This is a genomic window from Streptomyces sp. NPDC005775 (assembly GCF_042871565.1).
Lineage (GTDB): Bacteria > Actinomycetota > Actinomycetes > Streptomycetales > Streptomycetaceae > Streptomyces.
In genome coordinates, this window is the sequence record NZ_JBIAIU010000022.1 from 43,596 (window position 1) to 67,540 (window position 23,945).

The window sequence follows — 23,945 nt, forward strand, 5'->3', positions numbered from 1 at the left end:
CAACGGGAGAGGGGCTTGCCATGGCCGTCAGTCAGCGGCGGGGCCGCCGGATCATGATGACGGACGAGGAGCGGGACGCCTACCTCGCCGGACAGCGCACGTGCCGGGTCGCCACCGTCGCCGCGGACGGGCGGCCGCACGTCGGCGCACTCTGGTTCTGCTGGGACGGCACCTCGTTCTGGCTCTACTCCATCACCCGGAGCCTGCGCTGGTCCCAGCTGAGCCACGACCCGAGGATCTCCGTGATCGTCGACGACGGGGTGGAGTACGGGGAGTTGCGCGGCATCGAGCTCGCGGGCGAGGCCGTCTTCGTCGGCGAGGCCCCGCGCACCGGCGATCCATGCCCGGAACTCGCCGTTCCCGAGCGGCTGTTCGCGGCGAAGTACTTCGGCATGGAGACGATGCCGCACGACGGCCGGCACGCGTGGATGCGGCTCACCCCCGACACCATCGCCTCCTGGGACTTCGGCAAAATGGCCGGGCCCGCCGGCACGTGAGCACCCGGGGAGCTACTCCTGCCCCAACGGGTCGTCCAGCTCCCGCCCCGCCACCCGGAGCGCCGCGACCGCCGCCCTGATCGACGGACGCCGGTCCGCGTCCGCCCGCCACACCGCGTGGACGTGCCGTCGCATCTTCTGCCGCACCGGAACCAGCCGCACCCCCTCGGGTACCGGACCCCGGCCCAGCCGGGGTGCCACACAGACGCCCATTCCCGCTGCGATCAGGGCGAGTTGGGTGTGGTGTTCACCGGCGAGGTGGGCGATGCGCGGCTCGATGCCCTTGGAGCGGAGGGTGAACATCAGCCAGTCGTAACAGAATTCGCCCTCGGGCCACGACACCCAGTCGTCGTCGGCGAAGTCCTCCAGGTCGACCGCGTCCCGCTCCGCGAGCGGATGACCGGCCGGCATGGCGATGTCCGGTGCGTCGTCGAGCAGTTGCGCGCGGGTGAGACCGCCCGGGACCGGCAGCCGTTTGTTGCTCCAGTCCAGGACCACGGCCAGATCGATGTCGCCCCTGAGGACCGCCCGGATACCGTCCTCCGGTTCCAGCTCCTGCGTACGCACCCGGAGTTCGGGGTGGTCCGCGCGCAGGGCGAGGAGCGCCACCGGGAAGAGTCCCCGCGCGGCGGTCGGAAACGCACCCAGCCGGATCTCCCCCACCACCTCGCCCCGCTGGGCCTCGATGTCGGACTGGGCGAGCTCGACCTGCGACAGGATGCGGGCCGCGTGGTCGGCGAGCAACTGCCCCGCGTCGGTGAGCCGGATGCCGCGCCCGTTCCTGGCCAGCAGTTGCTGGCCCACTTCCCGCTCCAGCTTCGCCATCTGCTGGGAGACGGCGGATGTGGTGACGTGCAGCCCCTCGGCGGCGCCGCTGACCGAACCGAGCCGGGCGAGGGCATCCAGGGTTCGCAGGCGCTCCAGGTTCAACATGTAAGCAATGCTACGTGGACACCGACACAAAGTCTCACTTGTGCTAAGAGATTGTTTTGCGCATCGTTACTCTCATGAGCGCACCGCCCGCACCGGCAAGCCCGGCCACCTCGACCTCGGACAGTGGACGGACACCTCCGGCGTCCTCCCCCGATCCCACCGGGTCCATTGATCCCGCAGGGTCCGCAGGGTCCGCAGGGTCCGGCGGGTCCGGCGGGTCCGCTGATCCTGCCGACCGTCCCACGCTGGACTGGCGGCTGCGCTTCGCGGCGCTCTCGCTCATCTGGGGCTTCAGCTTCCTCCTGATCAAGGTCGGGACGCATGGCTACGCACCATTCCAGGTCACCCTCGGCAGGCTGCTGTCGGGGACCGCGGTCCTGGCCGTGGCCATGGTGGTGAAGCGGGAGCGGCTGCCGCGCACCGCCCGCACCTGGGGCCATCTGGCTGTCGCCGCCTTCCTCCTCAACGCACTGCCGTTCTCCCTGTTCGCCTATGCGGAACTGACCATCCCGTCGACCCTGGCCGGCATCTGCAACGCGACCTCCCCCCTGTGGGGCATGGCGCTGTCCCTCGTCGCGCTCTCCGAGGACCGCCCGACCCGCCGCCGCGTCGCCGGTCTCGGGCTCGGCTTCCTCGGGGTGCTGACCGTACTGGGAGCGTGGCAGGGCTTCTCCGGTCTGGACGTCAGCGGTACGGCGATGGCGCTCCTGGCCTCCCTCAGCTATCCCATCGGCTGGATCTACGTCCGCCGGACCCTGGCGGGCAGCGGTTCCTCGGCCCTCTCCCTCACTGGCAGCCAACTCTTCCTCGGTACGGCGCAGCTCGCCCTGGTGACCCCGCTCTTCACTTCGGCCCCGGACGGATTCCCGCTGTGGCCCACCCTGGCCGTCGTCGCCCTGGGGGCCCTGGGAACGGGGCTCGCCGTGCTGCTCCAGTACGGCCTGGTGACCGAGGTCGGCCCGACGACCGCGCAGATGGTCACCTATTTCATCCCGGTGATCGCCACCGCCGCCGGAGTCGCCGTCCTCGGCGAGCAGCTGAGCTGGAACACCCCGGTCGGCGCCCTCGTCGTCCTGGCCGGTGCCGCGCTGACCCGGAGCAGACCCCGCGCCGCGGGAGCGCCGGCCCCGCCGGGAGGCGCTCCGCCGGAAGCCGCCCTGCCGACACTCGCTCCGAAGCGGCGGCGCCGGAAACTGTCGTAGCTCATCGGCAGCCCGTCAGCCGTCCACCGGCAGCCCCTCGCGGCTCATCCGTAGCTCAGCGGATCCGCGGGCCCCGCCGCTGCCGCCACCGCCTCCGCGAGCGGCCCGATGTCGGCGTCGGCGAGGGGCGACACGGTGAGCCGTATGCCCGGCGGTGCGGCCATCCGGAAGCGGGCTCCGGGTGCCACCGCCCAGCCCGCGTGCAGCAGCCGCGCCACGGCCCCCGTCTCATCACTGACGGGCACCCACACATTCATCCCGCTGCGCCCGTGCGCCTCGACGCCCCGGCCCTCCAACGCCCGGACGAGTGCGTCCCGGCGGCGCGCGTACGCCCGGGCAACCTCGCGGGTGTCGACCGCGCCCGTCGTCCACAGGTGCACCACCGCCCTTTGGAGCAGCCGGCTGACCCATCCGGGCCCCAGCCGCTGCCGGCCCGAGACCCGGTCGGCGGTGACCGCGTCCCCGGTCAGCGCGGCGACCCGCAGGTCCGGCCCGTACGCCTTGGCGACGGACCGGACGAACGCCCAGCGGTCCGTGGCACCGGCCAGGGGGTACAGCGGCAAATCGACGATGGCGTGTCCGTGGTCGTCCTCGATCAGCAGCACGCCCCGGTATCCGGCGAGGACCGCCCGCAGCTCGGTCGCACGCCCCGCACCGATCGCCGCCCCGGTCGGATTCTGCGCCCGGTCCGTGATGACGGCCGCACGCGCGCCCGCCCTGAGCGCGGCGTCGAGGGCGTCCGGCAGCGGACCGTCGTCGTCGACCGCGACCGGGACCGGACGCATGCCCAGCGCCGGGACGAGATCCAGCAGACCGCCCCAGCCGGGGTCCTCCACCGCGACCGCGTCGCCGGGTCTGAGATGGGCGACCAGCACCCTCTCGATCGCGTCCAGCGAGCCCGAGGCCGCGATCACCGGCCCAACCGGCACACCGTCCGCATCGAACCCCGCGCGCGCCAGCGCGGCGAACTCCGGGTCCACGGGCGCCTGCGCATACATGCCCGGCGCCTGCGCGTACGCCTCGGTGACCGCGGCGAAGGCTTCCCCCAGCGCGGGCAGCAGCGCCGGGTCGGGATTGCCCTGCCCCAGATCCCGCACCCCTGGCGGCGCCTCCACCCGCAACGACCCGCGTGCGGTACTCGCCGGCCGGGGCCGGACCCTGCTGCCCCTGCGCCCGGCCGTCTCGATCACGCCCCGCTCCCGCAGGGTGCGGTAGGCGGCCGCCACCGTATTGGGATTGACCTCCAACTGACTCGCCAACTCCCGCATGGGAGGCAGCACTTGGCCGGGTGCCAGCTCACCCGAGCCGACCGCCCGCTCCACACTGGCGGCAATTTCCGATGCACGCCGCCCACTGATCCGATACTCTCCTAGCACAAAGTCAAGTATGCACTAGTGCAATGGAGTACGCAATGCCGGAGACCGAACTTCAGCAGACCACGGACCCGGACGCCGCAGCCTCGTACGACCCGACCGGGCGCACGGTGCCCACCCGCTCCCGCGACCGGGCCTCGTACGACCGTGAACAGGTCCACTCGATACTCGATGAGGCGTACGTCTGCCACCTCGGCTTCGTCCGGGACGGCGCCCCCGTCGTCCTTCCCACGCTCTTCGGCCGGGTCGGCGAGCGGCTCTACGTACACGGCTCGACCGGTTCTCGCCCGCTGCGGACGGCGGGCGGCAGCGAGGAAGGTCTGGCCGTCTGTCTGACGGTGACGCACGTCGACGGGCTGGTGCTGGCCCGCTCCGCCTTCCATCACTCGCTCAACTACCGTTCTGTGGTCGTCCACGGCGTGGCGCACACGGTGACCGACCCCGAGGAGCGGCGCGTCGCCCTCGACGCGATCGTGGAGCAGGTCGTGCCCGGGCGGTCCAAGGACACCCGGCCGGCCGACGAGAGGGAGTCGGCGGCCACCGCCGTGATCCGGCTGGACCTGCGCGAGGTCTCCGCGAAGATCCGCACCGGTGGCGCGAACGACGACGAACGGGATCTGGCACTGCCCCACTGGGCCGGCGTCGTCCCCCTCACACGCGGATATGCCGAGCCGGTCCCGGCGGACGGCCTCGACCCCGCGATCGCCGTCCCTGACTACCTGAAAGCACTCTGAACCGGCGCCGGGCAGCGGGGCCGTACACCCGGCACACCGCCCCGCCACCCGTGCCGGTCACGCGGGAACGGCTGCTTCCCGGCGGGCGTTCGCGGCGCCGCGCGTCTCGGCGACGGCCAGCCCCACCACCGCGGTGAGCAGCAGCAGCGTCCCGGCGACCGTGGCCCGCGTCAGTTGCTCGTGGAGCACGACGACGGCGATGGCCGCCGCGCTGACCGGTTCGAGCAGCATGATCACCGACACGGTGACGGCCCGCACCACCGCGGCGCCCGCGAAGTAGAGCGCGTACGCGAGCGCGGTCGGGATCGCCGCGACGTACACGAGCAAGGTCACCACCTGCGCCATGTGCTCCGTCCGCGGGACGAGTCCCTCACCGGCCGCCATCGGCAGCAGGGCCACCGCGGCGATGGCGAACGCCCAGGCGCTGGTGGCGAGGGCGTCCGCGCCGCCGCCGTCGCGGCCGAGCCACCGGGTGAGCAGGGTGATCGCGGCGTATCCGGCCGCGGAGAGAAGGGCGAGCGCGATCCCGGCGGGCCGCACCGTAGTCGCGTCGCCTCCGAGCACCAGCACGGCGAGACCGGCCAGCGCTCCGGCGACCGCGGCGAGTCCGCCGAGACCGAGCCGCTCCCCCATCGTCAGCCGTGCGCCGACGGCGATGAGGACGGGGCCCGCCCCGAGCGTCACCACGGTGCCGACCGCGAGGCCGGTGGCCTGGACGGCCGCGAAGTACGCGGTCTGGAACACAGTGAGGCCGGCACCGGTGCCGACGATGCGCAGCAGCCGCCGGCGCCCGGACTCGGCGACGGCCACAGCCCGGCCCGGCCGCAGCGCGAGTGCGGCGAGCAGGAACACGAGGCCGCCCGCACAGCGCCAGAACGACAGGGCCAGAGGGCCGAGATCGCTGGCCTCGAAGAGCAGCGAGGCGGCGGCACCGGCCGTGCCCCAGGCCACACCGGCGATGATCAGATAGCACAGGCTCCGCCCGACGGGCAGGCCGGAAACAGCGTTCGACACGTGACTTCTCCAGAGGAAGACAGGAAGGTGGTCGCTCGGCTCCGCACGCGGGCAGCGACGAACCGCTCGGGGACTGCCCGAGCCCGGTCTTCGTCAGGAGTGGCTGCCCGCGCTAGACGGCAGGCGGCGGAAGTACGGTCAAATGCATGAGCGCCACCTTACGACCTGGTGCACGATAGCGAGCGGGCTCCCGGCGTCCTGCGACTCCGCCTCCGGCGTTGTCGTCAGTCAACGATGCTCCGCATCGCTTCCTTCCTCCGCCTTGGATGCGAAGCCGCAGGACGCCGCTCGCTGATCCGCTCTCTGTCGTGCACCAGGTCGTTAGTGCGTATGCCGAAAGTCCCGCCCGCCCCGCCGCGTTCGGCGGACTGCGCTGTTTTCGAACGCGCCTAAGGGCTGTCCCGTAATCCCTGGTGGATCAGCGCGCGGCGTCAGATGCGGTGCATCGCAAGGCGGAGGGGCGTCCGCATACTGGATGTATTCGGGCGTTCCGACAACGGAGGGGGTTCCCCCGTGCCGTTGAGGCTACGGGGGAGAGGTGCCGTAGCTGTCGTCGCGCGCCCGCCAGGGATTACGGGACAGCCCTTAGGAGGCGGCCCGCCCGGCAGGCAACTCCCCGTCGGCCGTTGCCTGCTCCGCGCCCGACCCCTCGGCCGCCGTCCGCTCCGCGCCCGACCCCTCGGCGACGGGCCCGGAGCGGGCCTTGGGCGTGGACGACTGCGCGATGAAGGCGCCGGTCAGCACGAGCGCACCCCCGATGAGCTGCGGGGCGGCCAGATGCTCGCCGAGCAGCACCCACGCCAGCACGGTGGCGATGACGGCTTCCAGGCAGGCGACGACACCCGCCACCGCCGGCGACAGCAGCCGCACCGAGATCACGCCGGTCACATACGCGATGACGGTGGCGAGCAGCACGATCCAGACGAGGAGCAGCCACGCGGGCACTTCCGAGCCGTTCATGGACGTGTGGCCGGCGAGCACGGACCAGTCCATGCCCCACGGCCGTGCCACGACGGTGAGGACGGCGGCCCCGATCAGCAGCCCGTAGGCGATGACTCCGACCGGATGCGGCGGCTCGGCGCCCTCGGCCGAGTCCGCGCTCCCCTGGTCGGAGAGGACGAAGTAGCCGACCTGGCAACAGGCGGCGCCGAGGGCGAGCAGGAGCCCGACGGCGTCGAAGCTCAGCCCGGACCACACCTCGACCACGCAGGCCAGGCCTCCCACCGCAAGAACGACGCCGACTGCGGCGGCCCGTGTCACCGGCCGGCGCTGGACGAAGCGCACCCAGCCGAGGACGAGCGCCGGCGCCAGGTACTCGACGAGCAGCGCGACGCCCACCGGGATGCGGGAGATGGCGGCGAAGTAGCAGGCCTGGACGCCCGCGACGGCAAGGAGTCCGAAGCCCAGCAGCAGTACCGGGCGGCTGCGGACCAGGGCCCGGTGGCGCCAGGCCACGGGCAGCATGACGAGCGCGGCGCCCGTCACCCGGAGCCACACCACATGGAGCGGGTCGAGCCCGGCTTCGATGAGCGGCTTGGCCGCCACTCCGGAACCGCCGAATGCGAAAGCCGAGGCGAGGGCGAGTCCCAGGCCGGCGCTTCTTCCCTGAGACGCGTGCATCGGCACATCATGGCAGCTGGTGACAGGAGCGTCATCCCCGTGACGCCTGACGCGGGTCACAGGGCGCCGTGTTCTCCGGGACGGCTCCGCCGACAGCACCTCCGCCCGGCCACGCACGCCCTCGCGCGGCCGTCCTGCCGAGTCCGGCGCTCACTCCCGGCCGAACGTCTCCGCGATCCGGTCGGCCAGCAGCGCCGCGTCGACACCCGCCCGCTCCAGCACCTCGACGGCCCGGCAATCCCGGTCGGCGGTCAGCGCGGCGAACAGGTCGAGCCCCTCGGCCCGTTCGCGTCCGCGGTCTCCCGCCCCACGCGACGCACCCGCCATGGCGGACGCCGCGGAGGGTGACCAGCCCTCGGCGTCCGCGTCCGTCACGACCCGGACCGCACCCGTGTCCTCGACCGCTCCCTGCCAGCGGAGCCCGTACCCGATGCTGCGCTGGACGAGGTAGCCGAGCACCCTGGCCAGCTGTGGACCGCCGTCGAAGGCCGTACGGACCGCGGGGTCCGACTCGATGAGGGAGTGCAGCAGATGGGCCGTGTCGATCTGCCGGTCGCCGTCCCGCAGGGCGCGCCTGCGTGCGCTCGTCACCACGGCGGCCAGCTCCTCGGTGAGTCTGGCGTCGAACTCAGCACGGTGGTTCGGTGCGGGCTGCTGGGGGATCCGCGGCGTCCGGTTCTGCACATTTCCACCCCATCAGCCCCGATGGGCCGAAGCGTCCCCGGGGAGTCCCATTGCCGCATCCCACCCGAGTTGGGCACAGAGGAGCGAGACCTCCTCCTTACGGATGAGATCGCGCCGTTCCGGGGCCGAATGCACGCTATCGGCGCGCGCCGCCTTGCTTCGCGCTTCCGGAGCAACCGGAAGCCTCCCCGTACACGTCTCACAGCCGGGAGCACTGTTGCGGCGACGGGAGGGGTGCCGGAGGTGAGCTGGCTCGTCTCACTGCCGGCACTCGACGGGCGCGACTACGTCTACCGGGTCCACGCCCCGTCCGACGCGCTGCGCGCGGATCTCTTCTGGGCGGCGTTCCACTGCCATGACGACGGACCGCATCCTCGCGCCTGCGACCGGTTCGACGCGGCCCTGATCTGGCGGACCGGAACCGGTCCAGCAGATCTGACACCTCATCAGTATTGAATGTTCTCGCCGCTGCGGCTACGTTCCGCGACACCGTAACCCGTCGAGAAGGGGTGTCGCATGGCCGAAGTCAGTGCAGAGGCGCGCATCGAGGCGCCGGCCGGAAAGGTCTGGGCCCAGCTGACCGACTTCAGCACGTACGGGGAGTGGAACGCCACCCACACCAGCTTCCCCAAGGGCGGCCCGGCCACCCTCGAACTCGCGGGCACCTATGAGGAGAACATGAAGCTCATGGGGTTTCCCGCCGAGGTGACCTGGACGGTGTCGGAGCTGGAGGACGGCCGGCTGCTGACCACCACGGGGAAGGGCCCGATGGGCGTCAATCTGAGGATGAGCTACGTACTGACGCCGGACGGGGACGCCACCACGATGCGCATCGACGGCGAGTTCACCGGGGCGGCGGTCTCCTTGATGGCCGGCAAGCTGAAGGACTCGGCCACCGCGGCCCTCGTCGAATCGCTGCGCAAACTGGACGGCCTGATCGTCGCCTGACGCCCCTGCGGCGACAGCCGCCGCGCACCGGCAACACGAAGGGCCCCGCGACGGCGGGGCCCTTCGGCGCATCCCTCCTCAGCCACCACCGTCCGGCTCAGTGCTCGTCGGCGAGGATGAGGTAGAGCTTCTTGCGGGCGTCGTTGATCACCGCCAGCGCCTTCTCGCGCTGCTCGGGCGAGCCGGTCTTCCAGACCTGCCCGAACGCCTCCATCATCCCGAATCCGGCCTGCCGGACCTCGTTCAGGCTTTCCCAGTCGACACCGCGCCCGGCTTCCTCCCAGGGGGCGTCCGCCCCCGACTCCGCCTCGGTGCGACCGGCGTCGGTGAGGGTGAACAGCTTCTTGCCACCCTCGCTCGCACTCACGATCAGGCCCTCGTCCTCCAGCAACTGAAGGGTGGGATACACCGAGCCCGGACTGGGCCGCCAGGCCCCGCCGCTGCGCTCGCCGATCTCCTGGATCATCTCGTAACCGTGCATCGGCCGGTCCTTCAGCAGCGCGAGGATCGACGCACGTACGTCACCGCGGCGCGCCCTCCCCCGGCCGCCGCCGCGGCCGCGCCCTCCGCCGAAGGGGCCGCCGCCACCGAACGGCGGACCGAACTGCCCGAAGGCCGCCCGACGCCCCTCGAAGTCGCCCCGCTCGCGCTGACCGGACCCCCCAGGGCCGTGTCCATGTCCGTGCTCATACCCATGTGAACGCATGACCGTACTCCTTCTCGCATTGATCGTTTATTTATCGCTGTACTGTCGCGATGCGTCAACGATATATCGGAATCGATCGCCTGACAAACCCCTTGCGCCGTTTTCCGAGCCGCCGACCCGGAATTGGCCTTGGCCTGCGGCTTCGCGCCGCCCCTACGGTCGGTCCATGAGGATTCGTATCGTCGACGCGTTCACCGACCGCCCCTTCTCCGGCAATCCCGCAGGGGTCCTGCTCCTGGGCCCGGAGGGCTTCCCCGATGACCGGCGGCTCCAGCAGATCGCCACGGAGCTGAACCTCTCCGAGACCGCGTTCGCCCACCCGCTGCCGCCGGGCGGCGCCGCCGACTGGGCCCTGCGCTGGTTCACCCCGTCCACCGAGGTCGACATGTGCGGCCACGCCACCCTCGCCACCGCCCACGTCCTGCACACGACCTCGACCGCGAGCGGCACGGTCCGCTTCGCCGCCCGGTGCGGAGTACTCACCTCCACCGCGGCCCCGGACGGGTCGATCGCACTCGACTTCCCGACCGCGCCCCTGACCCCCGAAGCACCCCCGCGGGGGCTGGCCGCCGCCCTCGGCGCGGAGCCCGTATCCGTACACGACACAGGTCCGCACATCGGCGATCTGCTCGTGGAACTGGCCGACGAGGCCGCAGTACGGGGACTCTCACCGGACTTCGCGGCGCTGACCGCCCACTCACGGCGTGGCGTCATCGCCACAGCGGCAGCCGCCTCCCCCGACTGCGGCTACGACTTCGTCTCCCGCGGCTTCTTCCCCGCCGTGGGCATCGACGAGGACCCGGTGACCGGCAGCGCCCACACCGCCCTCGCCCCGTTCTGGTCGGCCCGGCTCGGCCGCGACGAGCTGACCGGCCTCCAGGCGTCCGCCCGGTCGGGACTGGTCCGCACGTCGCTGCGCGGCGACCGCACCCTGCTGACAGGCCGCGCGGTGACGGTCGTGGACGGCGAGCTGCTCGTCACCCTGTGATCACGGCGGACGACAGGAGGGGGCGTGCGGCGATTCCCGCACACCCCCTCCCGTCACGCCCCTCCCGCCGGCCTCACGGGGTCGGCAGCCAGCCCACCTTCCCCGCGAGCAGCGCGTACCCGACGAACGCGCCGATGTCGAGCAGGGCATGCGCGGCGACCAGCGGCCCCACCCGCTGCCAGCGGCGGTACAGCAGCACGAAGACGACGCCCATCACCATGTTGCCGATGAAGCCGCCGATGCCCTGGTACAAGTGGTACGAGCCCCGCAGCACCGAACTCGCCACCAGCGCGGCCATCGGGCTCCAGCCCAACTGCCCCAGCCGGCGCAGCAGATATCCGACGACGATCACTTCCTCCACCACGGAGTTCTGGATCGCCGACAGGATGAGGACGGGGAACTTCCACCACACGTCGGGCAGCGACTCGGGGACGACCGTGAGGTTGAATCCGGCGGCCCGGACGACGAGGTAGAACGCCAGGCCCGCACTGCCGATACCTGCCGCGACCAGCACCCCGCGCCCCAGGTCGGACCACGGCCTGGTCCGGTCGAAGCCGATGGCTCGCAGCCCGGCGCCCTCCCTGATCAGCAGGTGCGCCACCAGGGCGACCGGCACCAGCGCCGTCGTGATTCCGAAGAGCTGCCAGGCGAGATCCAGCCATGGACGTCCCGGCGCGTAGGAACTGTTGAGGGTGGCCGCCTGATCCTTCAAACCCCCTGGTTTCGTCAGGGATCCGACAAAACTGATCAGGGCAGAAACCCCGCTGGCCCCCAGCGAGAGAGCCAGTACCAACACCGTCTCGGACCGCAGAATCCGTCGTGACACGGCCTCCTGGGGAAAAGAATCAGCCACGCGCCCCGCCTCCACCTGTACACCTGCCCTCAGTTGTGCATTCACGTCCCATGCCACTCCCCACCCCGCTAGGGTCTCGAATGCAGGTACGAAGATCATGCGCGACAGGCCGGGGGGCGAGCACCATTGCCGAGGGTGTGGTCCCCCATTTCCTTGTTCATCCTCAAGGAGGGGCACCACCGACATGGGACGTCACAGCTTGCCCGACGACTACGCCACCGACGGAAGCGGGGACCGTCCACCGCGCCGCCGTCGCACCGTGGTCATCGCCACCACGCTCGTTCTCGCCGTGGCCGCGGGAACGGCGGTAGCGGCACAGGGCGGCCTGCTGTCGTTCTCGGAGTCCTGCGAGGACACCGCCGTACACCTGTCCATGATGACCTCACCGGATATCGCCCCGGCCGTGCGTGCCGTCGCCGACAAGGCGCGCGAGGACAATCTGAGATCCGACGGCCGCTGTCTGGACGTGGACGTCGTGGCCCGCGACTCGTACAAGGTCGCGGACGCGCTCGCCCGCGGCACCCGTGCACCGGACTACCAGATGTGGCTCCCCGACTCCGATCTCTGGCTGAACAGGGCGAAGGGCACGGGAGACGCCATCCCGATCACCCCGGGCGATTCCGTCGTCTCCTCACCCGTCACCCTCGCCATGGTGCCCTCCGCCGCCAAGAGCCTCGGCTGGCCCCGGAAGAAGTACTCCTGGGCCGAACTGACGGCCGCGGCCATGGAGTCCGACAAGGTACGGCTGGGGTCGGCCGACCCCGCGCGCAGCGCCACCGGGCTGCTGGCGCTCACCTGCATCGGAATCTCGTCCGACAAGCTGGGCGGGGACAGCGACACCCGGGCGGCGGCCACCGCCAAACTGCTCGCCCAGCGGATGTCGGACGGCGACGCCCAGGTCGTCGAGACGCTGCCACAGGACAGCTCCGGCGCGGAGCAGGGAAATCCGGCGCGCAACCAGGCGGTGCTGCTCTCCGAACAGGCCGCGTTCGCCCACAACGCCGAATCGAGCGGGGGCGGCAACCTCCAGCTCTTCTACCCCGAGGACGGCGCCCCGCTCCTCAACTACCCGTTCACCCTCGTCAACGAGCAGGAACAGACGACGGACGAGAGCCGGGCCGCACTGCGGTTCATGACGCTGCTGTCCGAGGACGCCTCCCAGCGCACCCTGCGGGAGCACGGGTTCCGGACCGTCGACGGCACGGCCGACGAGACCCTGGTCGCCTCGGCCGGCGGCAAGTCGCCACAGCCGTACGCCACATCGCCCGGGGCCGCCCCCTCGGACGAGACGCTGCAGGAGACGCTGGGCATGTGGACGATCACCGTGCAGAGCGCGCGGCTCACCACCGTCGTCGACGCGTCGGGGTCGATGGCCACGATCGTGCCGGGCCGCAACCAGTCCCGGATGGACGTCACCAAGGCATCCCTGATCCAGGCGCTCAACCAGTTCACCCCGAACGACGAGATCGGCCTCTGGGAGTTCGCCACCACACTCGACGGCGACAAGGACTACCGCAGACTGGTCACGACCGCCCGGCTCGGCGACCCGGCCGAGGGAGGCGGCACGCACCGCGACAAGCTCACCGCGGCATTCTCCGCGCTGAAGCCCGTCCCCGACGGTGCCACGGGTCTGTACGACACCGCGCTCGCTGCCTACAAGGAGGCGCAGCGCACGTATGTGAAGGGCAAGTTCAACGCCGTCGTGATCCTCACCGACGGCTCGAACCAGGACGACCGCTCCATCTCGCGCACCGCCCTGATCGCGGAGCTCAAGAAGATCACCGACCCGGAGCGGCCGGTTCCGCTGCTCGCCATCGCGGTGGGTCCCGAGGCCGACCGCGACGAGGTGAACGAGATAGCGAAGGTGACCGGCGGCGGCGGCTATCAGGTCAGCGACCCGGCGGAGATCCAGGCAGTGATCCTGCAGGCCGTCATGACCGCGGGACAGAGCGGTGGCGCAGCCGGGGAATAGGCCCCGCCCCACACCCGCCGGCCCGCCTCACCGTGCCGGGAGGTCCACCGGCCAGGTGTGCACGGGTTCGCCCGCCTGCATGAGTTCGGCGTAGCGCCGGGTCATGGCGGCGAGCGCCTCGCCCCGCCCCAGTCCGGCCTCCCGCGCTCGGTGGTAGGTGTCGGCCTGCCAGGAGGCTCCGTTCGTCCGCCGCCGGCAGCGCTCCTCGATGATCCCGAGGTAGTGGTCCCGGTCCGCGGGCTCGATGTTCCAGGCGTCGAGGCCCGCGGCTGCCAGCGGCAGCAGTTCGTCCCGCACGAGCTTGACGGCCGGCACCCGGGTCAGCCCGCCCGAGCGGCCGGGCCGGGGCCAGAGCAGTTCGGCGTCGATGCCCCGACGGCAGGCGGTCTCGAAGTTCTCGGCCGCGGCGGTGAAGGGCATCCTGGTCCACACGGGCCGGGACTCCTCCGCGAGAGCCCGTACGAGGCCGTAGTAGAGGGCGGTGTTGGCGATCACGTCGGCGACGGTCGGTCCGGCGGGGAGCACCCGGTTCTCCACCCGGAGGTGTGGCACGCCGTCCGCGATTCCGTACACCGGGCGGTTCCAGCGGTAGACCGTTCCGTTGTGCAGGACGAGCTCCTGAAGCCCCGGCACCCCGCCCTCGTCCAGGACCCGCAGCGGATCCTCCTCGTCGCAGATGGGCAGCAGCGGCGGAAAGTAGCGGAGGTTCTCCTCGAAGAGCTCGTGGGCGGAGTCGATCCACCGCTCACCGAACCAGGTCCTCGGCCGCACCCCCTGGTTCTGGAGCTCGGGCGGCCTGGTGTCCGTGGCCTGCTGGAAGAGCGGCGGCCGCGACTCCCGCCACAGCTCCCTGCCGAACAGGAAGGGGGAATTGGCTCCTATCGCCACCTGGACCGCCGCCACCGCCTGCGCCGCGTTCCACACGTCGGCGAAGCGGTCCGGAGTCACCTGCAGATGGAGCTGCACGGAGGTGCAGGCCGCTTCCGGCGTGATCGACCCGGAGGTGCAGACGAGCCGCTCCACACCTTCGATATCCAGGGAGAAATCCTCGCCGCGCGCCGCCACCATTTGATCGTTCAGCAGCGCGTAGCGGTCCACGTCGGAGAGGTTGTCCCGGACCATGTCCTCGCGCCCGAGGGTGGGCAGTATTCCGATCATCATGATCCCGGCATCGACCTCGGCGGCCTTCCGGTCGGCATATCCGAGACCGGTCCTCAGCTCCTCGGCCAGTTGATCGAGAACTCGGCCTGAAAGATTATGTGGAACTATGTTCACTTCGAGATTGAACATCCCCAGTTCGGTCTGGAAATCGCGGCTGGCGATGCGGTCCAGGACCTGCCCATTCAACATCTTCGGCATACCGTCGGCGCCTGCCAGATTCAGCTCGATCTCCATGCCCATGAGGTTGCGCGGCCGGTCGAACCTGCCCTCCGCCAGGAGTCTCCCCAGTCCCTCCAGGCACTGGTGGAGCTTCCTGCGGTACCTCTGCCGGTCGGACAGGTCAAAGGCGTCCGCAACGACCTTCTCCCCCATCGAAGTGTCCCTCCTCGAGTGGGCAGCCCGGGCCCCAGGCCGCTCGCGTCACGATCGATAATGCCCAGGCGGGGAGATCCATAACGCCCTGCGGGAGCCGTGCACCCGCTAATCTGATGACAGAGGCCCGGGGCACATTCACTCGGCATGACGCACCCCGCAGATTCCGCGTTCGGCACGCGGGGAAAGCGTCGGCACGTTTCAGCCTACCGCGACGCGGGAAAAACCCGAGGCGGTGGCTGCGCCGCTCACACCGAATCTGCATAATCTCCGCATAATTAAGTCCGGATACCGCCTTGCCGGCAATAGCCGTGGCGGCTAGTGGAAACACCGCGTGAACACGTGTCGTATAAACTCCGCGGACGAGGCAGAGAGTTGACGCACCGGCCCAGTCACCGGCCTCCTCTGGCCCCGCACGCCGACAGCGCCGTCTGCACACGCCCACGCTCCACCGTGTCTCCGAAGTGAGAGGCGACCCACTATGCCGCTGCTTGTACCCCCTGCTCCCGCGCCCGCTCTGCGCAGCGTTCTCGCGGCGCTCGGTTCACCGACCGCGGTCCGCGAGGCCCGCACCCCCGCCCTGCGGTCCGCCCAGGGACCTCTGAGCCCCGAACACCCGCTGCCCGTCCACGTGCTGGACGGAATCGGGCGGGGCGGGCTCGCGCCCACGACCCGGCTCGCGGCATGGCGCTTCCTGATCCGCAGCACGGACCGGGCCGTCGCCGCGGCGGACACGATGCTCACCCCGGACGGCTGGGCCTTCTCGCACTTCTTCGAAGGCCCGTACATCGCCTCCACCGAACTCGCCCTGCGCCAGGCCGAAGCGGCGGCGACGCCCTACCAGCCGAGGCTGCTGTCCATCCCCGAGCTCTACATGCTGGCCCTGTGGCTGCACGGGGACACCGAGGCCGACGCGTCCGGCGGGTCCCCCGCCCCGGCCGATCTGCTGGTACCACTGGCTCCCGCCCCGACGGGTATCGCGGCACACCGTCCGCACCGGGTCGCTGATCTGCTCCCCGTGATCACCACCCGTATCGCACCCGGCCCCGGCCCCCTGCTCGGCTCTCCCGCCTGAGCCCCGGCTCCCCCGCTCGACGGCACCGTGCCCCGCCACCGCTCACCCCGGTGGCGGGGCACGGTCATCGGGCGGGAGCGCTCGTGCCCATCCGGACTAGCCCCATCCGGCCACCCCGAACCACCCGAAGTGACAGTGCAGTTGCGTTGAACCGTCCGGGCGGGTGACGCGTCATGGGAGGAGAAGGAGCGCTGCTGCGAAATCCCTGCGGATTGCCGTCCGTGGGGCAACACTGGGACCGGACCGATTGATACGGGGGGCGGCCATGAACACCTCTTCAAGCCGCAGGACACTCAACTCAACGCAGCGAAAGAACCCAGCCATGTGTCAGCACCAGCCACCCTGCCCGACAGCCGACTCAGCCGACCGGGAAGCCGCCCGTCTGGTGGCGCACCATCCGGAACAGGGCTGGAGCCTGCTGTGCAACGGCGTCCTGCTCTTCGAGGACACCGGTGAGCTGCTTCCGGACGGGCAGATCATCGCCCCGCACCGACCGCTGGGATCGGGCCGGGTGGTGAAGGCGGCCTGAGCGGCCGGTACGGAAGAGGGGCCGGCCCGGAGAGATCTCCGCACCGGCCCCCACGCGTATCCGCGTCACGCCTCGTGTTCGGGCGTCAGTTGTCGTACTCCGTCAGCGGCGGGCACGAGCAGACGAGATTGCGGTCACCGAACGCACCGTCGATCCGGCGCACCGGCGGCCAGTACTTGTCGGCGGCCGAGACTCCGGCGGGGAAGACGGCCACCTCGCGGCTGTAGCCGTGCTCCCACTCCCCGCCCAGCGCGTTCGCGGTGTGCGGGGCGTTGCCCAGCGGGTTGTCGTCCGCGCTCCACTCGCCCGAGGCCACCTTCTCGATCTCGCCGCGGATGGCGATCATCGTGTCGCAGAACCGGTCCAGCTCAGCGAGGTCCTCACTCTCGGTCGGTTCGATCATGAGCGTGCCCGCGACGGGGAACGACATGGTCGGCGAGTGGAAGCCGTAGTCGATGAGCCGCTTGGCGACGTCGTCGATGCTGACGCCGGTGGCCTTGGAGATGGGCCGCAGATCCACGATGCACTCGTGCGCGACCAGTCCGGCCGGGCCGTTGTACAGGATCGGGTAGTGCGGCTCCAGCCGCTTGGCGATGTAGTTCGCCGCGAGCACGGCGACCTGCGTCGCACGCTTGAGCCCCTCGCCGCCCATCAGGCGTACGTACGCCCAGGAGATCGGGAGGATGCCGGCCGAACCCCACGGAGCGGCCGAGACCGGTCCGACACCGGTCTCCGGACCGGCGGCGGGCTGCAGCGGGTGGTTCGGGAGGTACGGCGCCAGGTGCGCGCGCACACCGACCGGGCCGACGCCGGGGCCGCCGCCGCCGTGCGGGATGCAGAAGGTCTTGTGCAGGTTCAGGTGCGAGACGTCGCCGCCGAAGTGACCCGGCTTGGCCAGGCCGACCAGCGCGTTGAGGTTGGCACCGTCGACGTACACCTGACCGCCGGCGTCGTGCACCTCGGCACAGATGTCGGCGACGTGCTCCTCGAAGACCCCGTGGGTGGACGGGTAGGTGATCATGAGCACAGCGAGTTCGTCACGGTACTGGGCGATCTTGGCGCGGAGGTCCTCGACGTCGACCTCACCGTCGTCGGCGGTCTTCACCACGACGACCTTCATACCGGCCATCACGGCGCTCGCGGCGTTGGTGCCATGGGCCGAGGAGGGGATCAGACAGACGGTCCGGCCCTCGTCGCCGTTGGCACGGTGGTACGCGCGCACGGCCAGCAGCCCCGCGAACTCACCCTGCGATCCGGCGTTCGGCTGGAGGGAGACCGTGTCGTAGCCGGTGACCTCCGCCAGTCGCTCCTCCAGCTCATGGATGAGCGTCAGGAAGCCCTCGGCCTGCTCGGCCGGCGCGAACGGGTGCAGTGCGCCGAACTCGGGCCAGGTGATCGACTCCATCTCGGCGGTCGCGTTCAGCTTCATGGTGCAGGAGCCGAGCGGGATCATGCCGCGGTCCAGCGCGTAGTCACGGTCGGCGAGCTTGCGCAGGTAGCGCAGCATCGCGGTCTCGGAGCGGTGCTGGTGGAAGACGGGGTGGGTCAGGTACGCGTCGGTGCGCAGCAGTGCCTCGGGCAGTGCGTCGGCGGTCGTGGCGTCCAGCGCCTCGATGTCGCCTTCGGCGCCGAAGGCGGCCCAGACGGCCGCGATCTGGGCGCGGGTGGTGGTCTCGTCGCAGGCGAGCGAAACCAGGTCGCCGTCGACGAGCCGCAGGTTGACCCCACGGTCCCGGGCGTCGGCGACGACCGCGGCGGCCTTGCCGGGGACCCGGACGGTGAGCGTGTCGAAGTACGTACCGGTGACCACGTCGACACCGGCGGCGCGCAGGCCCTCGGCCAGGATGGCCGCGTAGCGGTGGGTGCGCCGCGCGATCGTGCGCAGCCCGTCGGGGCCGTGGTAGACGGCGTACATCCCGGCCATCACGGCGAGCAGCACCTGCGCGGTGCAGATGTTGCTGGTGGCCTTCTCGCGGCGGATGTGCTGCTCGCGGGTCTGCAGGGCCAGGCGGTACGCCTTGTTGCCGTCCGCGTCCACGGAGACGCCTACGAGGCGGCCCGGGAGGCTGCGGGCGAACTTCTCGCGCACGGCCATGAAGCCCGCGTGCGGGCCGCCGAAGCCCATGGGCACACCGAAGCGCTGCGTGGTGCCGACGGCGATGTCGGCGCCCAGGTCACCGGGGGACGTGAGCAGGGTGAGGGCGAGCAGATCGGCGGCCACGGTGACGATCGCGCCGAGCTCGTGGGCCTGCTCGATGACGGGCTTGATGTCCCTTACGGCCCCGGAGGCGCCCGGGTACTGCAGCAGCACGCCGAAGACACCGCGCTCGGCGATGTCGGCCGGGATGCCGTCACTGAGGTCCGCGACGACGACCGCGACGCCGGTCGGCTCGGCACGGGTCTCGATGACGGCGACGGTCTGCGGCAGGGTCTCCGCGTCGACCAGGAAGACGCCCTGCTTGACCTTGCCGACGCGCCGGGCCAGTGCCATGGCCTCGGCTGCGGCCGTGCCCTCGTCGAGCAGCGAGGCACCGGAGGTGGGCAGCCCGGTGAGCTCGGCGACCATCGTCTGGAAGTTCAGGAGGGCCTCGAGGCGGCCCTGGGAGATCTCGGGCTGGTACGGCGTGTAGGCCGTGTACCAGGCAGGGTTCTCCATGACGTTGCGGAGGATCACCGGCGGGGTGAACGTGCCGTAGTAGCCGAGCCCGATCATCGGGGCCAGGACCTGGTTGCGGTCGGCGAGGAGGCGCAGCTCGGCGAGGACCTCGGCCTCCGTCCGGGCGGCCGGCAGGTTCAGGGCCTCGGCACTCCTGATCACATCCGGCACCGCGGCGGCGGTGAGCTCGTCGAGCGATCCGTAACCGACCTGGGCGAGCATCTTCGCCTGGGCCTCGGCATCGGGACCGATGTGGCGCTGCTCGAACGGGATTCCCTGTTCCAGCTGGGAGAGCGAAGTGCGACGGGGGGTCATGATGGAGGCCTCCTGGTCTGCCACGACCTGCGAGGGGCACCACGGCGCGGGGTGCCCGAACGGCCTCCCCCTCTGTCATCTCAACCTGAGAGCTTCACCGGTGCCCGCGGGGCGCACCGGCTTTCACCGTCGGTGAGGAAGGGCTCCGGTCCGGCCGTGGCCGTACGGAACCCGCCCTGCTTTCCAGAGTGACCTCGTCCGTGCGGTACGGGGGCCTGAGAGATTCCGGGGAGGATTTGCTCCTTCGGCGCCTTCCGGATTGTCTCCGGAAGACTCTCCCGCACGGGGTCAGCAGCCATTGCCAGCGTACCAGCGGGGTATGCGAGGGAAATCTCGAGTGGCCGACGCCACGGATCTGCACTTCTGTAGTGCCTGTGGAGTAGCCGTGACCCGTGGGAGGGACCGTGCAGACCGACATCGATCCGCGCAGCCTGATCGGCCGCAAGGCGTTCGACCGCAAGGGCACCAAGATCGGAACCGTGGACGAGGTGTACCTCGACGACGCGACCGGTGTGCCCGAATGGGCGGCCGTACGCACCGGACTGTTCAGCCGGGACGCCTTCGTCCCGCTGGAGCCCAGCGACTTCGTCGAGGACACGCTGCGCGTCCCGTTCGACCGCGCACTGATCAAGGACGCCCCCGATTTCGGGGTCGGCCGCCATCTCTCGCCGGAACAGGAGCTCCAGCTCTACCGGCACTACGGTCTGGACTCGGCCCCGGCCGAGACCGCGCCGGACCGCGATTTCGGCAGGCTGGCCGGCCAGGACGAGTAGTCCACCGGGTTGCGTACGAGCGGCAGCGGATCGGCCGGCCGCAGTTGTGGATCGTCGATACGAAACGTGCGGACGCGGCCGGGCGGCGATTCCGGCTCCTCGAACCGCACGGTCACCCGCCCGACCCCGCTGCCCTGCACCCAGCCGTGCCCGTAGGCGTCGTGCCGCACGTCGTGCCCGGCCGGCCAGCGCCGCGCGGCGAGCTGCTCCGGACCTTCCGGCACGGGTTCCTCACCGTCCGGCCCTCCCTCGTCCGCGACGGCGGGCGCCCCCGGCTCGGCGGTGTCCACCAGCTCGGCCGCCATCCGCTCACCCGCGGCCTGCGCGAACAGGTCCTCCTGGGTGAAGTCGGCGAGACCGGTCACGCCGACACCGAGCAGGCGGACGCCCCCGGTCGTGTCCACGGCCTCCAGGAGCCGTGCGGCGGCCTCTCTGACGACCGTGGGGTCGTCGGTGGGACCGCGCAGCGTCTCGGAGCGGGTGAGGGTCGAGAAGTCGTAGCGTCGCACTTTCAGCACCACCGTGCGTCCCGACCGTCCGGCGGCCCGCAGCCGTTGGACGCAGCGGCCGGCCAGTCGCTCCACCTCGGTCCGCACCCGGGCCCGGTCGTGGAGATCCGTGTCGAAGGTGTCCTCGACCGAGACCGATTTGGCGTCGCGCTCGGCGACCACCGGCCGGTCGTCGAGTCCGGACGCCATGCGGTGCAGGGAGCTGCCGTGCGCCTTGCCCAGCAGCCGTACGAGCTCCGCCTCACCCGCCTCGGCCAGGTCGTTGACCGTGGTCATGCCGGCGCGGCGCAGATGGTCCGCGGTGGCGGGTCCGACGCCGGGCAGGGTGCGCACCGGCATGGGCGCGAGCAGCGCACGCTCCGTGCCCGGCTCTATCACCAGGATTCCGTTGGGCTTCGCCTCCTCGGAGGCGATCTTCGCCAGCATCTTGGAGCCTGCGAGCCCGACGGAACCGCTGAGCCCCGTGACGGCCTCGATCGCCCCGCGCAGCTGTTCGCCGATCTCCATCGCCGAGGCCGTGTCGTCCGCCGTCCCGCCCGCTTCCAGGTCGACGAAGGCCTCGTCGAGGCTGAGCGGCTCCACCAGGGGCGAGAGCCGGCCCAGCAGCTCCATGACCTGGTCGCTCACGGTCCGGTAGAGCGCGAAGCGGGGCACGAGATAGGCCGCGTTCGGTGCCAGCCTCCTGGCCTGTGCCATCGGCATCGCTGAATGCACCCCGAAACGGCGCGCCTCGTACGAGGCGGTGGCGACGACTCCACGGGGGCCGAGTCCGCCCACCACGACCGGCTTTCCGCGCAGACTCGGCTTGGCCGCCTGCTCCGCTGACGCGTAGAAGGCATCCATGTCCAGATGCAGGATGGTGGGCGCGGCTCTCACATCAATCGATGGTGCCCTACGCCACTGACAGTCGCCCCGTCACAACGGCGGGCCGACCCCGGTTTCCTGGGGTGCGGCCTCGCTCCCATCCGGTCAGCCCGCCCGGTTGCGGCGACGCGCCAGCTCGTCGGTGGGGTTGTTGCCGATCAGTGTCTCGCCGGTGTCCACCCGCTCCCCGTGCAGCTGCGACAGCGCGGCGTCCACGTCCCGCCACACCACCCCGACGGCGATGCCGAAGACCCCCTGCCCCCCTTGGAGCAGCTCCACGACCTCCGCGGGCGAGGAGCACTCGTACACCGTCGCTCCGTCACTCATCAGCGTCATGCGCTCGAGATCCTGGAAGCCCCGCGCCCGCAGGTGCTGCACCGTGGTGCGGATGTTCTGGAGGGCAACCCCGGTATCGAGGAAACGCTTCACGATCTTCAGAAGCACCACGTCCCGGAAGCTGTAGAGCCGCTGTGTGCCCGACCCGTGGGCCGGGCGGACGCTCGGCTCCACCAGACCCGTGCGGGCCCAGTAGTCGAGCTGCCGGTAGGTGATCCCCGCTGCCGCGCATGCTGTCGGCCCTCGATAGCCGATCTCGTCGGCCGATGTCACGCCGTCCCCCGTCACCGCATCCGGCGCAACCGGTTGCCTGATGGTGTGGCCGGCTGTACTCCCCTGCTGCGGATACGGCCCACCCACTGCCGTACCGTCGCCGCTGCTTCTCACGCCGACCTCCGTCCTTGACCTGCCCACTCGAAGGTAGGCAGTCACCCGGGGTGCGTCAACGATCGCCACACTCGGCACGCCGAGTGATAATCACCCTGAGGGTGGTTTCCCGTGACTCGTGAACGGGAAAGGCTTGCCGAATGCGCTGACGGGCCCCTTGGGACGTCACTGACTGTTCGTACCGAAGTCCTCCGGCGAGATCTGGTCGAGGAACTCGCGGAACTTCTCCACCTCGTCCTCCTGCTCGTCGGGAATCGCGATTCCCGCGTCGTCGAGCACCCCGTCACTGCCGTAGATCGGCGTGCCGGTGCGCAGCGCGAGCGCTATGGCGTCGGAAGGCCGCGCGCTCACTTCGACTCCACTGGCGAAGACCAGCTCCGCGTAAAAGACCCCTTCGCGCAGATCCGTGATCCGGACCTCCGTGAGCTCCTGGCCGAGGGCCTCGAGCACATCCTTGAAGAGATCATGGGTCAGCGGCCTGGCCGGAGCCATGCCCTGCTGGGCGAAGGCGATCGCGGTCGCCTCACCAGGACCGATCCAAATGGGGAGGTACCGGTCGCCTCCCACTTCACGCAGGAGCACGATCGGTTGGTTGGAGGGCATTTCCACCCGGACACCCACAACGTCGAGCTCGTTCACACAGCAACCCTAGGACGTGCTCGGCAGGTTTGGGTAGTCGGGCCCCACCGGGATCAGTGGAGACGGATCTGCAGAGCGGCTTGGACGAGGGCCGAGTGGAGCCGCACGGACAGCTCGGCGAGCTCCTTCGCGGTAGCCTCCGCATGGGCTCTGGTCTGCGGATTCCGGTGCCGGCGCAAGGGTGCGACGACCTGCTCGATCAGCCCGGCCTCCCGGTCGGCGGCCGCGCGCATCGCCCGCAGATGTCGAGGTTCCAGACCGAATCGCCCCAGATCCGCCACAAGCCTGGCGATGGTGACCGTCTCGGCGTCGTAGCCGCCGCCCGCCGACGGGGCGACCAGACCGTACGACTCCCATACATCGAGGTCGCTCTCCGTCACCTCGGCCGCGGCAAGGAGCTCGGCACGGCCGATGCGTGCCGCGGTCGCCCGCCCGGCCCCCACGGTCCAGGCGCCGTCGGCCGGCTCCGCCTCACCGCCCGGGGGCGGCAGGGGCGCCTGCTCACCCCGGGCGAGGGCGTCCAGGTGCTCCCGGATGACCTTCAGCGGAAGATAGTGGTCCCGCTGCATCCGCAGCACCTGCGCCAGCCGCTCGACATCGTCCGGACGGAACTTCCGGTACCCGGAAGGGGTCCGCTGCGGCTCGACGAGCCCCTCGGCCTCCAGAAAGCGAATCTTGGAGATGGTGACTTCGGGGAATTCGTCCCGCAGCTGCAGGAGCACCGTGCCGATGCTCATCGGGCGGTCGTCGGCAGTGGCGGTGCCGTTTCCGGCACCGCCCGTCGGTGTTCTCAGCATGGACCTTC

The 23,945-nt window shown here is 70.8% G+C and carries 23 protein-coding genes and 1 riboswitch; of the genes, 10 read left to right on the top strand and 13 right to left on the bottom strand.

Annotation, left to right across the window (positions count from 1 at the left end; translation table 11 throughout):
• Positions 1-20 precede the first annotated feature (20 nt).
• Positions 21-497, top strand: coding sequence for a pyridoxamine 5'-phosphate oxidase family protein (locus ACFYPA_RS35080; RefSeq protein WP_389136629.1), 477 nt, complete (start codon positions 21-23; stop codon positions 495-497).
• A 12-nt stretch (positions 498-509) separates the two neighbouring features.
• On the opposite strand, the gene ACFYPA_RS35085 is transcribed toward ACFYPA_RS35080, so the two are convergent.
• Positions 510-1,430 carry a LysR family transcriptional regulator gene (locus tag ACFYPA_RS35085; protein ID WP_389136632.1) on the bottom strand — a complete coding sequence of 307 codons (921 nt, stop codon included), beginning with the start codon at positions 1,428-1,430 and terminating at the stop codon, positions 510-512.
• A gap of 74 nt (positions 1,431-1,504) precedes the next feature.
• Between ACFYPA_RS35085 and ACFYPA_RS35090 the strand changes: the two genes are divergently transcribed.
• Positions 1,505-2,632 carry a DMT family transporter gene (locus ACFYPA_RS35090; protein ID WP_389136634.1) on the top strand — a complete coding sequence of 376 codons (1,128 nt, stop codon included), beginning with the start codon at positions 1,505-1,507 and terminating at the stop codon, positions 2,630-2,632.
• 44 nt (positions 2,633-2,676) lie between these two features.
• Here ACFYPA_RS35090 and ACFYPA_RS35095 read toward each other — a convergent pair whose 3' ends face one another.
• Positions 2,677-4,008 (bottom strand): aminotransferase class I/II-fold pyridoxal phosphate-dependent enzyme, encoded by a 1,332-nt coding sequence (locus tag ACFYPA_RS35095; protein WP_389136637.1) that lies wholly within the window; start codon positions 4,006-4,008, stop codon positions 2,677-2,679.
• A 35-nt stretch (positions 4,009-4,043) separates the two neighbouring features.
• On the opposite strand from ACFYPA_RS35095, the gene ACFYPA_RS35100 reads away from it, so the two are divergent.
• Positions 4,044-4,739: a pyridoxamine 5'-phosphate oxidase family protein gene (locus ACFYPA_RS35100; RefSeq protein ID WP_359354805.1), complete on the top strand. Its 696-nt coding sequence runs from the start codon at positions 4,044-4,046 to the stop codon at positions 4,737-4,739.
• A 57-nt stretch (positions 4,740-4,796) separates the two neighbouring features.
• Here the strand turns inward: ACFYPA_RS35100 and ACFYPA_RS35105 are convergent, their stop codons facing one another.
• The 3 genes from ACFYPA_RS35105 to ACFYPA_RS35115 form a co-directional block, all read right to left on the bottom strand.
• Positions 4,797-5,753 carry a DMT family transporter gene (locus ACFYPA_RS35105; RefSeq protein ID WP_389136640.1) on the bottom strand — a complete coding sequence of 319 codons (957 nt, stop codon included), beginning with the start codon at positions 5,751-5,753 and terminating at the stop codon, positions 4,797-4,799.
• A 585-nt stretch (positions 5,754-6,338) separates the two neighbouring features.
• Positions 6,339-7,373 (bottom strand): DMT family transporter, encoded by a 1,035-nt coding sequence (locus ACFYPA_RS35110; RefSeq protein ID WP_389136643.1) that lies wholly within the window; start codon positions 7,371-7,373, stop codon positions 6,339-6,341.
• A 150-nt stretch (positions 7,374-7,523) separates the two neighbouring features.
• Positions 7,524-8,057, bottom strand: a complete 534-nt coding sequence (locus ACFYPA_RS35115) for a Clp protease N-terminal domain-containing protein (RefSeq protein WP_389136646.1) — start codon at positions 8,055-8,057, stop codon at positions 7,524-7,526.
• A 243-nt stretch (positions 8,058-8,300) separates the two neighbouring features.
• Between ACFYPA_RS35115 and ACFYPA_RS35120 the strand changes: the two genes are divergently transcribed.
• Complete coding sequence (locus ACFYPA_RS35120) at positions 8,301-8,513, top strand: hypothetical protein (protein WP_359086179.1); 213 nt, start codon at positions 8,301-8,303, stop codon at positions 8,511-8,513.
• Between the two features lie 60 nt (positions 8,514-8,573).
• Positions 8,574-9,005 (top strand): SRPBCC family protein, encoded by a 432-nt coding sequence (locus tag ACFYPA_RS35125; RefSeq protein WP_359086181.1) that lies wholly within the window; start codon positions 8,574-8,576, stop codon positions 9,003-9,005.
• Positions 9,006-9,102: 97 nt separating this feature from the next.
• On the opposite strand, the gene ACFYPA_RS35130 is transcribed toward ACFYPA_RS35125, so the two are convergent.
• A complete protein-coding gene (locus ACFYPA_RS35130; protein ID WP_389136650.1) occupies positions 9,103-9,711 on the bottom strand; it encodes a PadR family transcriptional regulator in 609 nt (202 codons plus the stop codon).
• 166 nt (positions 9,712-9,877) lie between these two features.
• Between ACFYPA_RS35130 and ACFYPA_RS35135 the strand changes: the two genes are divergently transcribed.
• The gene (locus ACFYPA_RS35135; RefSeq protein WP_359086185.1) at positions 9,878-10,699 is read left to right on the top strand and encodes a PhzF family phenazine biosynthesis protein; all 822 of its coding nucleotides are present in this window, start codon (positions 9,878-9,880) and stop codon (positions 10,697-10,699) included.
• Between the two features lie 73 nt (positions 10,700-10,772).
• On the opposite strand, the gene ACFYPA_RS35140 is transcribed toward ACFYPA_RS35135, so the two are convergent.
• A complete protein-coding gene (locus ACFYPA_RS35140) occupies positions 10,773-11,552 on the bottom strand; it encodes a type II CAAX endopeptidase family protein (protein WP_359086187.1) in 780 nt (259 codons plus the stop codon).
• A 184-nt stretch (positions 11,553-11,736) separates the two neighbouring features.
• On the opposite strand from ACFYPA_RS35140, the gene ACFYPA_RS35145 reads away from it, so the two are divergent.
• Entirely contained in the window at positions 11,737-13,524 is a 1,788-nt protein-coding gene (locus ACFYPA_RS35145) for a substrate-binding domain-containing protein (RefSeq protein ID WP_389136654.1), read from the top strand.
• A 27-nt stretch (positions 13,525-13,551) separates the two neighbouring features.
• On the opposite strand, the gene ACFYPA_RS35150 is transcribed toward ACFYPA_RS35145, so the two are convergent.
• Positions 13,552-15,057, bottom strand: a complete 1,506-nt coding sequence (locus tag ACFYPA_RS35150) for a glutamate-cysteine ligase family protein (protein ID WP_359086190.1) — start codon at positions 15,055-15,057, stop codon at positions 13,552-13,554.
• A 481-nt stretch (positions 15,058-15,538) separates the two neighbouring features.
• Between ACFYPA_RS35150 and ACFYPA_RS35155 the strand changes: the two genes are divergently transcribed.
• Both ACFYPA_RS35155 and ACFYPA_RS35160 read left to right on the top strand, forming a co-directional pair.
• The gene (locus tag ACFYPA_RS35155) at positions 15,539-16,132 is read left to right on the top strand and encodes a hypothetical protein (protein WP_359086192.1); all 594 of its coding nucleotides are present in this window, start codon (positions 15,539-15,541) and stop codon (positions 16,130-16,132) included.
• 322 nt (positions 16,133-16,454) lie between these two features.
• Entirely contained in the window at positions 16,455-16,661 is a 207-nt protein-coding gene (locus ACFYPA_RS35160) for a DUF5999 family protein (protein ID WP_359086193.1), read from the top strand.
• Between the two features lie 85 nt (positions 16,662-16,746).
• Here ACFYPA_RS35160 and gcvP read toward each other — a convergent pair whose 3' ends face one another.
• Positions 16,747-19,632, bottom strand: coding sequence for an aminomethyl-transferring glycine dehydrogenase (gene gcvP / locus ACFYPA_RS35165; RefSeq protein WP_359086195.1), 2,886 nt, complete (start codon positions 19,630-19,632; stop codon positions 16,747-16,749).
• A gap of 193 nt (positions 19,633-19,825) precedes the next feature.
• A riboswitch (glycine riboswitch) is annotated at positions 19,826-19,923 on the bottom strand.
• A 113-nt stretch (positions 19,924-20,036) separates the two neighbouring features.
• Between gcvP and ACFYPA_RS35170 the strand changes: the two genes are divergently transcribed.
• Positions 20,037-20,405: a PRC-barrel domain-containing protein gene (locus tag ACFYPA_RS35170; RefSeq protein ID WP_359086197.1), complete on the top strand. Its 369-nt coding sequence runs from the start codon at positions 20,037-20,039 to the stop codon at positions 20,403-20,405.
• Here the strand turns inward: ACFYPA_RS35170 and ACFYPA_RS35175 are convergent.
• From ACFYPA_RS35175 to ACFYPA_RS35190, 4 genes are all read right to left on the bottom strand, one after another.
• On the bottom strand, positions 20,330-21,790 hold the full coding sequence (locus tag ACFYPA_RS35175) for a DNA polymerase IV (RefSeq protein WP_359315475.1): 1,461 nt from the start codon (positions 21,788-21,790) through the stop codon (positions 20,330-20,332). The genes ACFYPA_RS35170 and ACFYPA_RS35175 overlap by 76 nt on opposite strands.
• Positions 21,791-21,883: 93 nt before the next feature.
• Positions 21,884-22,501 (bottom strand): MerR family transcriptional regulator, encoded by a 618-nt coding sequence (locus tag ACFYPA_RS35180; protein ID WP_359354821.1) that lies wholly within the window; start codon positions 22,499-22,501, stop codon positions 21,884-21,886.
• Positions 22,502-22,666: 165 nt separating this feature from the next.
• On the bottom strand, positions 22,667-23,140 hold the full coding sequence (locus tag ACFYPA_RS35185; protein WP_003970463.1) for a bifunctional nuclease family protein: 474 nt from the start codon (positions 23,138-23,140) through the stop codon (positions 22,667-22,669).
• Positions 23,141-23,193: 53 nt separating this feature from the next.
• Entirely contained in the window at positions 23,194-23,937 is a 744-nt protein-coding gene (locus ACFYPA_RS35190) for a MerR family transcriptional regulator (RefSeq protein ID WP_389136660.1), read from the bottom strand.
• Positions 23,938-23,945 lie beyond the last annotated feature (8 nt).

Bases quoted from the DNA above. Each gene is read 5' to 3' on its own strand.
- ACFYPA_RS35080 (WP_389136629.1), top strand. From the start codon at position 21: ATGGCCGTCAGTCAGCGGCGGGGCCGCCGGATCATGATGACGGACGAG.
- ACFYPA_RS35085 (WP_389136632.1), bottom strand. From the start codon at position 1,430: ATGTTGAACCTGGAGCGCCTGCGAACCCTGGATGCCCTCGCCCGGCTC.
- ACFYPA_RS35090 (WP_389136634.1), top strand. From the start codon at position 1,505: ATGAGCGCACCGCCCGCACCGGCAAGCCCGGCCACCTCGACCTCGGAC.
- ACFYPA_RS35100 (WP_359354805.1), top strand. From the start codon at position 4,044: ATGCCGGAGACCGAACTTCAGCAGACCACGGACCCGGACGCCGCAGCC.
- ACFYPA_RS35110 (WP_389136643.1), bottom strand. From the start codon at position 7,373: ATGCACGCGTCTCAGGGAAGAAGCGCCGGCCTGGGACTCGCCCTCGCC.
- ACFYPA_RS35125 (WP_359086181.1), top strand. From the start codon at position 8,574: ATGGCCGAAGTCAGTGCAGAGGCGCGCATCGAGGCGCCGGCCGGAAAG.
- ACFYPA_RS35130 (WP_389136650.1), bottom strand. From the start codon at position 9,711: ATGCGTTCACATGGGTATGAGCACGGACATGGACACGGCCCTGGGGGG.
- ACFYPA_RS35135 (WP_359086185.1), top strand. From the start codon at position 9,878: ATGAGGATTCGTATCGTCGACGCGTTCACCGACCGCCCCTTCTCCGGC.
- ACFYPA_RS35145 (WP_389136654.1), top strand. From the start codon at position 11,737: ATGGGACGTCACAGCTTGCCCGACGACTACGCCACCGACGGAAGCGGG.
- ACFYPA_RS35150 (WP_359086190.1), bottom strand. From the start codon at position 15,057: ATGGGGGAGAAGGTCGTTGCGGACGCCTTTGACCTGTCCGACCGGCAG.
- ACFYPA_RS35155 (WP_359086192.1), top strand. From the start codon at position 15,539: ATGCCGCTGCTTGTACCCCCTGCTCCCGCGCCCGCTCTGCGCAGCGTT.
- ACFYPA_RS35160 (WP_359086193.1), top strand. From the start codon at position 16,455: ATGTGTCAGCACCAGCCACCCTGCCCGACAGCCGACTCAGCCGACCGG.
- gcvP (WP_359086195.1), bottom strand. From the start codon at position 19,632: ATGACCCCCCGTCGCACTTCGCTCTCCCAGCTGGAACAGGGAATCCCG.
- ACFYPA_RS35190 (WP_389136660.1), bottom strand. From the start codon at position 23,937: ATGCTGAGAACACCGACGGGCGGTGCCGGAAACGGCACCGCCACTGCC.